7 protein-coding genes are annotated in these 7,189 nt (G+C 68.1%); 4 read left to right on the top strand and 3 right to left on the bottom strand.

The annotated features are described in order from the left end of the window. Positions 1-44: 44 nt before the first annotated feature. Both WAW17_RS25150 and WAW17_RS25145 read right to left on the bottom strand, forming a co-directional pair. Positions 45-305: a hypothetical protein gene (locus WAW17_RS25150; RefSeq protein WP_422335599.1), complete on the bottom strand. Its 261-nt coding sequence runs from the start codon at positions 303-305 to the stop codon at positions 45-47. Next, the gene (locus WAW17_RS25145) at positions 268-1,725 is read right to left on the bottom strand and encodes a PspC domain-containing protein (RefSeq protein WP_422335598.1); all 1,458 of its coding nucleotides are present in this window, start codon (positions 1,723-1,725) and stop codon (positions 268-270) included. The genes WAW17_RS25150 and WAW17_RS25145 overlap by 38 nt, the downstream gene beginning before the upstream one ends. A gap of 104 nt (positions 1,726-1,829) precedes the next feature. Between WAW17_RS25145 and WAW17_RS25140 the strand changes: the two genes are divergently transcribed. Together WAW17_RS25140 and WAW17_RS25135 are read left to right on the top strand one after the other, a co-directional pair. Next, the gene (locus WAW17_RS25140; RefSeq protein WP_422335597.1) at positions 1,830-3,200 is read left to right on the top strand and encodes a PspC domain-containing protein; all 1,371 of its coding nucleotides are present in this window, start codon (positions 1,830-1,832) and stop codon (positions 3,198-3,200) included. After that, complete coding sequence (locus WAW17_RS25135; RefSeq protein WP_422335596.1) at positions 3,197-3,856, top strand: response regulator; 660 nt, start codon at positions 3,197-3,199, stop codon at positions 3,854-3,856. The genes WAW17_RS25140 and WAW17_RS25135 overlap by 4 nt, the downstream gene beginning before the upstream one ends. A gap of 30 nt (positions 3,857-3,886) precedes the next feature. Here the strand turns inward: WAW17_RS25135 and WAW17_RS25130 are convergent, their stop codons facing one another. Beyond that, positions 3,887-5,089: a serine/threonine-protein kinase gene (locus WAW17_RS25130; RefSeq protein ID WP_422335600.1), complete on the bottom strand. Its 1,203-nt coding sequence runs from the start codon at positions 5,087-5,089 to the stop codon at positions 3,887-3,889. Between the two features lie 175 nt (positions 5,090-5,264). Here WAW17_RS25130 and WAW17_RS25125 point away from each other — a divergent pair, with 175 nt between their 5' ends. Next, positions 5,265-6,047, top strand: a complete 783-nt coding sequence (locus WAW17_RS25125) for a hypothetical protein (protein ID WP_422335595.1) — start codon at positions 5,265-5,267, stop codon at positions 6,045-6,047. Continuing rightward, positions 6,044-7,189 (top strand): DNA polymerase Y family protein (locus tag WAW17_RS25120; RefSeq protein ID WP_422335594.1); only part of this gene is annotated, 1,146 nt, incomplete at its 3' end. The genes WAW17_RS25125 and WAW17_RS25120, both read left to right, overlap by 4 nt.

The following is a 7,189-nucleotide window of genomic DNA, read 5'->3' as shown; positions in this document are numbered from 1 at the left end:
CGCGGCGCGGGGGTCCCCGCGCCGCGCTCACTGCTGTCAGTCGTCTAGGTGCGGCGATGGGGTGCGAAGACGAGCACCACACCGACCACCACCGCGGCCCCCACGAAGAGCCAGCGGAACTCGACGTTCGTCAGCGGTTCGACGGAGAACGGCCCGGCGAGCGCCCAGAAGCTGATCGCGAGTGCGGTCAGGCCTGTCAGCAGCAGGAGGGGGGACGGTCGTCTCCGCTTTCCCTCTGTCCGATCGAACTCCTGCGTTTCGCCTCTGTCATCCACGGCGCACCTCCACTTCTCCGAATTGGGCATTCACGTCGAGGTTAAGGACGGGACCGTCCTTCCCGTCGGCGCCGCCGTCGAGACCGTCGGGCAGGCATCTCGCCTCACCGAACTGCACGCTGCAATCGTTGCGGACGTTCATGTTCTGCGGCACGATCACCGTCATTTCGCCGAACTTCGCATCTACCGTCACCGTCTCGTCCTTGTTCAGCGTGACGTTCCTGAGATCGACGACGTAAGTTCCGAAATTTCCGGAATATTCAGGCTCGAGATCGGCGGCGGACAGCGGTTTCCAGGTGTGCTCGCCAAAGCTCTCGCCCTCCAGTTCGAGAGGACCGACGAGCGAAGCCAGCACGACGAATCCCGCCAGCGGGCCGGTCACCACGAGCAACCCGTAGCCCTTGCGCAGAACGCTGCCCACCAGCAGTCCCACCGCAATCACCGCAAGCGCGATCGCGCCGATCCTGCCCGGTGTGAGCCAGTCGGATCCGGTGGCGACGGCGACCGCGGTTGCCGCGGCGGCGGACAGGACCGCGAGGCCGAGCACGGTGGTGGTCAGTCGAGAATGCTGCCGCTTCATAGGGGTCGGCACGGAAGCCTTCTGGGCCGGTTCGGGAAGATCCCATGCGAAGGGTGCGACACCGAGCGGATCCCATGCGGGCGGCCGCGGTTCGAGTGGGGCGAAGGTGTCCGACGGTGTTGTTGCCGTCGGCACCCCGGCCTCGGCCTCCTCGGAAGCCTGCTTGTCGAACGAAACCTGCTGCCGTTCGGGATCGGCGGCGGCCTGCGGGGCCGGGGAACTCGCCTCGGCAGGAGATGGGCTGCTCGGCGTGTAGGAGTCGGGGAGTCGCGTGTACGGACTGTAGCCGGTGTACGGGCCCGCGCCGAACGGATTGGCGCCGAACGGATTGGCGCCGAACGGATTGGCGCCGAACTGATTGGCGCCGAACTGGCCGGGGGAGAAGGTGGTTCCCGGGTATCCGGTGGACGCACCGGGAACGGCCGGGCCGGCAGCGGGCGCGGGAGGTACCGGTTGCCGTTGGTACAGCAGCCACAGCCCGCCCAGCATCAGCGCCAGGCTGATCAGTCCGGATCCGCCGAGTCCGACGCCGAACGGTCCGACGGTGGTGATCGCGATGGCGAACGCGACGAGCAGGACGATCGTCTTGGTGCCGGAATCGGAAGAGTAACCGCGACCTATCAGTGACTCCGCGGGTGAGGCCGGGTCGCCCGACTTCGGGAGCGCCAGCCAGCACGCGAGGTAGAGGAGCACGCCGGCACCACCGAAGATGGTGGACACGACGAAGGCGACCCGCACCAGGACGGGGTCGACGCTGTACCGGTGCCCGATACCCGCACAGACTCCTGCTACGTGGCCTCGGCTGGGCAGGCGCACCGGCCGCGTCCGCCACAGATCCTGCATCTGCTCGTGGAAGCTCCCATTGTTCATACGACCATCGTTGCGGAGCAGACGGCGAGGGTACATCGGGAACTACCCTGATCTTTCGGTGTCGTCCGGGTGCAACCACGCCGGGGCTTCAGGGTCGGACCCTGATGCCCCGGCCGCGGGATCGTGCCAGTATCGACGGTGTGCAACCCGTGTCGAATGCTGCCCCCGCGCCGCCCGGCGGTGTTCCTCTGCCCCGGTTCGAACGCCGGGCCGGTGGCCGCATCGTGGGCGGGGTAGCAGGCGGTCTCGCCGATCATCTCGATGTCGATGTTCTCAAGGTGCGGATCGCGTTCGCTCTTCTGGCGGCACTGGCCGGTGCGGGAATCTTCGCGTACGGGTTGCTGTGGATCTTCACGTCGGCAGGGTCGGACACGGAGAAGCCCGGCGGTGCGGAGCGGCGCCAGGCCTACGGTCTGATCGCGCTCGGGCTGGCCGGTGCGTCCACGTTGTCGTGGTTGTTCAGTGGACGCGCGGGGTCGGTGATCGCGCCGATCATCGTGGTTGCGGTGGGTGCGGCGCTGGTGTGGCGCGAGTTCGATTCGGAGGGGCCGCGCACCGTCATCGGGTTGCCGCAGAGGCCGACGGTTCTGACGTGGGCCCGCGTGCTCGGTGGGGTGACGTTGATCGTGTCGGGTCTGGGCGTGGTGATTCTCGCGCAGGTGGATCTCGACGCCCTGCGGTCGTCGGTGCTGGCCGTTGTGGTGACTCTCATCGGTGCCGGACTCCTGACGGTGCCGCTGTGGCTCCGGATGTGGCGGGCGCTGGGCGCCGAGCGTGCTGCCCGGATCCGCAACGAGGAGCGTGAGGAGATCGCCTCGCATCTGCACGACTCGGTGCTGCAGACGTTGGCGCTGATCCAGAAGCAGGCCGATTGTCCGCAGGAGGTCGCGCGGCTGGCGCGGGGTCAGGAACGGGAACTGCGTAAGTGGTTGTTCGGTGGGGGAGATGCCGATCATTCGAGCCTGGCCGAGGCCCTGCGCATCATCGCCGGGGAGGTGGAGGACCAGCACGGGGTGACGGTCCGGCCGGTCACCGTGGGGGATGTGACGCTCGACGTGGACGGGACGGGCGAGGGCCTGTCGAAGGAGAGTTTCACCGCATTGCTGGGGGCGACGAGGGAGGCTCTGGTCAACGCCGCCAAGCATTCCGGGGAGACCGACATCAACCTGTTCGCCGAAGTAGAACGCGAGCAGGCCAGCGTGTTCGTCCGGGACCGCGGCGTCGGATTCGACGTCGACGAGGTGTCGCCTGATCGTCAGGGGCTGGCGAAGTCCATCCGTGGACGGATCGAACGGCGGGGTGGTCGGGTCGACATCCGGTCGGCGCCCGGCAAGGGCACCGAGGTGCGGATCCACATGCCCCGGAACGGACGCGCCTCGGCGGGAGGCGGTACGACCGAGGATGCGGACGACGCCGGTTTAGAGTGGGACGGCACCACCGTCCCCACGAGCCACGTTGAGGAACAGCCCAAGTGACCTTGCCCCAGGCACCGCCGTACCGTGTCTTTCTCGTCGATGATCATGCCGTGTTCCGGTCCGGTGTGCGGACCGAACTCGCCCGGGAAGCCGACATGGAGGTGGTGGGCGAGGCAGGTGGTGTCGCGGAGGCGGTGGCCGGGATCAATGCCACCGCACCGCACGTCGTCCTTCTCGACGTGCACATGCCCGACGGCGGCGGCGTGGCCGTGTTGCGGGGCATCGAGTCGGGGCCGGTGTGCCTGGCGCTCAGTGTCTCCGACGCGGCGGAAGATGTCATCGCGGTGATCCGGGCGGGTGCGCGCGGCTATGTCACCAAGACCATCTCGGGTGCGGAACTTGCCGACGGTGTGCGGCGCGTTGCCGGTGGCGATGCAGTGTTCGGTCCGAGGCTCGCCGGCTTCGTCCTGGATTCGTTCACCGGCCGCTCGAACGTCCCTGAGCCGCAATTGGATCCGGAACTGGACTCGCTGACTCCGCGTGAACTGGAGGTGCTGCGTCTACTCGCGCGCGGTTACACGTACCGCGAGATCGCCGAGGAGTTGTTCATCTCGGTGAAGACAGTGGAGACGCATGCCTCCAATGTGCTGCGGAAGACGCAGCAGTCCAATCGGAATGCACTCACGAGATGGGCGCATCGCCGCCGGATCGACTGACGGGCCACCGAACTGTCGAGCCGCCGGTCCTCAGGGCTGGGCCAGCAGCACGATCACGGCGACGAGAACTGCCAGTATCAGGATCGCGATCATGACACCCATGGCGATGGGCGCCCAGGCGGCCACCTGATCGCGGAGGCTCGGTGCAGGCGAGCCGGGTGCCGGACGGGCAGGCCATTGCAGCCGCCCGAGCGGTCGGGGCACATTCCTCAGGGGTGTGCTCTGAGGCGCCGCGGGAAGGCCGGCGAGCGTGGAGCCGACGAGTTTGCTGCGCCTGTGGGTGGGCGGGAGAGGGGTCGAGCGATGGGCCCAGGCCGGGATGGTTCCGTTTGCGGAATAGACGGGGGAGCCGACGAGATGGGCGACGTCGCCGTCACCCGCCATGGCGACTCGGGCGAGTTCGTCCCGAGCCTCGGCCATGGTGGGACGACGCGCCGGGTCGGGTTCGAGGAGGTGGAGCAGGGTGTCGGTGAGCGGCCCGGCCTTGCTCGGACGGTAGATCTCCGCCCTCGCGACGCGGTGGAGCAGGGCGATGGAATCGGAGTCGATTCCGAACGGCGGTTGCCCCTCGATCACGGTGTACAGCGTGGAGCCGAGGGAGAAGACGTCGCTCGCCTCGGTGGGGTCCTGTCCCCGGGCGACCTCGGGGGAGAAGTAGGCGGGTGTGCCGGTGATGACGCCGCCGGCGTTGTCGGCGGCGTCTCCCTTGGCGCGGGCGATACCGAAGTCGCTGATCTTGACGGTGCCGAGTTCGCGGCCGCGGTCGGCGATGAGGATGTTGCCCGGTTTGATGTCGCGGTGCACGATTCCGGCGGCGTGGGCGGCGGCTAGCGCGTCGGCGACCTGGGCACCGATCTGCGCGACTTCGAGAGGAGGCAGGGTTTCGGCGATGTTCATCGCCTGGGCGAGGCTGCGGGACGGCAGGTACTCCATGACCAGCCAGGGTTCGCCGGCTTCGAGCGCCACGTCGTACATCGCGATGGAGTGGGGATGGGTCAGTTTGGCGGCGTTGCGCCCTTCCCTCATGGTGCGTTCCCGTACGCGGCGGGCTTCCTCCGGGTCGAGTCCGGCCGTGGTGGTGACCTGCTTGATGGCGACGTCGCGGTGCAGCAAGGTGTCTCGCGCGAGCCATACCGCGCCCATTCCACCACCGCCGAGTTTGGACTGCAGACGGTATCTTCCGGCCACCAGATATTCGGGTCCGATGCCCCTTTCGCTCTGCTCCTGCTGCATCACGTGTTCAGGTTAGTGGATGGCCCCCGCCCGGCTCGTATGACGGGGTGTGACCTGGGTGTTCGCCGGCCACTTGACGGGCCCTCGCAGACCGGCTTTACTGGGAAGCGTTCGAAAATACGTTCGAATATAGCGTCTGTTCGAGCCGCGTCTTCCCCGTGGTTGCCGACCGCTGTTGGTGCCGAGTGTCAGGGGTGTCGAGTTGGCTGAGGTGGCCGAGTTGTCGGGACTGTCTCGGCAGGAGCGTCTGGACTACCTCCGGCGACGGATGACGGCTGTTCCTGCTCGCGGTGAAGCGGTGGCGGACCCGTCGCCCGATGCGACTACCGCCGATGTGCTCCCGGTTCCGGCTGCGCTGGCCGAACTTCTTCCACGAGGGGGACTGGTACGCGGTTCGGTGGTGTCGGTGTCGGGTGCCACCTCACTTCTGCTGGGGTTGGTGGCTTCGGTGACTGCAGGCGGCGGCCATGTCGCGGTGATCGGGCAACCCCGGTTCGGAGTGCTGGCGGCCGTCGAGATGGGGGCACAGCTGGATCGGCTGGCTCTGATCCCCGACCCGGGTGCGGATCCGGTGGAAATTGCCGCGGTTCTGTTGGACGGTATGGATCTGGTGGTCCTCGGGTTGGGCGGAGCGTCGGTGACGCCGTCGCGGGCGCGTGCGGTGGTGGCCCGCGCACGGAGCAAGGGCTCGACGCTGATCGTCACCGAAGGGCACTGGGACGGTGCGGAGTTGCGGTTGGATGCCCGTGTTCACGGTTATGCCGGACTGGGCAACGGAACCCGGGACCGGGGGTGTGGCCGGCTGCGTTCTCTCAGTCTGGCCGTGTGTGCCCGTGGGAGGTCGTTCCAGCCGCGTACCACCCGGCTGGATGTGCGTGCGGTGCAGGGACGTGTGGAGTGGGTGGGGCAGTCTCGGCCGGCGGTTTCGCCCTTGCCGGTGGAGGTGGTGGGCCTGTGAGCCGGGTGCTGGCGCTGTGGTGTCCCGACTGGCCTGCGGTCGCGGCGGCTGCGGCGGCGGATCTTCCGCCGACCCGGCCGGTGGCGGTGACGTCGGGTAATCGTGTTGTCGCCTGTTCTGCCACTGCCCGTGCAGACGGGGTCTACAGGGGGCTGCGTCGCCGCGAATCCCAGGCGCGGTGCCCTCGATTGCATGTGGTTCCCACGGACCCCGACCGGGACGCGAGGTTGTTCGAGCCGGTGGCTTCGGCGATCGACGCGGTGGCCCCCGGCGTGGAGGTGTTACGTCCGGGTCTGGTGGTGCTGTCGGCGCGTGGTGTGGCCCGGTATCTCGGTTCGGAGGAGGCTGCGGCGGAACGGCTGGTGGACGAGGTGTCGGCGGTGGGGGTGGAGTGCCAGGTCGGCATTGCGGATCAACTGTCCACCGCTGTGATCGCGGCCCGCCGCGGGATCATCGTCCCTCCTGGTGGAGGTGCGCATTTCCTCGAGTCACTTCCCATGCGGGAACTGGCAGCTGAGCCCAGTCTCTCGGCACCTCATCGCGGTGAACTGGTCGATCTTCTTCATCGGCTGGGTTTGCGCACGATCGGCGCCTTCGCTGCGTTGTCGGCAGGCGATGTGGCTTCCCGGTTCGGAACCGATGCGGTGCTTGCGCATCGGGCGGCGCGTGGGGAGCCGGAGCGTCCGCCGTCTGCCCGGGCGCTGCCCCCCGATCTGGAGGTGGAGGAGCATCTCGATCCCGTGATCGAGCGGGTGGATGCGGCAGCGTTCGCGGGCCGGGCGCTGGCCGAGAAGCTGCATCGCAAGTTGTCGGATGCGGCGGTGGCCTGTACCCGGCTGTCGGTGTCGGCGAGTACGGGAAACGGGGAGCAACTGTCCCGCACGTGGCGGTGCGCGGAACCACTGACACCGGATGCGACAGCGGATCGGGTGCGATGGCAGCTGGACGGGTGGCTGACCGGTCGTAGTGAGAAGCGGCCGACCGCGGGTATTGCCGTTCTGCGGCTGGAGCCGGTGGAGGTGGTGGCGGCCGGTGCCCTGCAGCTGGGGTTGTGGGGTGGGGTCGGTGATCACGACGAACGGGCGAAACGGGCGCTGGTGCGGGTGCAGGGTCTGCTCGGTGGGGAGGCGGTGCAAGTGGGG

The sequence above is a fragment of the Rhodococcus sp. (in: high G+C Gram-positive bacteria) genome (assembly GCF_049286785.1).
In the GTDB taxonomy this organism is placed as follows: Bacteria; Actinomycetota; Actinomycetes; order Mycobacteriales; family Mycobacteriaceae; genus Rhodococcus_F.
This window is presented reverse-complemented; position numbering and strand designations above follow the sequence as displayed.

Bases quoted from the DNA above. Each gene is read 5' to 3' on its own strand.
- WAW17_RS25150 (WP_422335599.1), bottom strand. From the start codon at position 305: ATGCCCAATTCGGAGAAGTGGAGGTGCGCCGTGGATGACAGAGGCGAA.
- WAW17_RS25145 (WP_422335598.1), bottom strand. From the start codon at position 1,725: ATGAACAATGGGAGCTTCCACGAGCAGATGCAGGATCTGTGGCGGACG.
- WAW17_RS25140 (WP_422335597.1), top strand. From the start codon at position 1,830: ATGCCCCGGCCGCGGGATCGTGCCAGTATCGACGGTGTGCAACCCGTG.
- WAW17_RS25130 (WP_422335600.1), bottom strand. From the start codon at position 5,089: ATGCAGCAGGAGCAGAGCGAAAGGGGCATCGGACCCGAATATCTGGTG.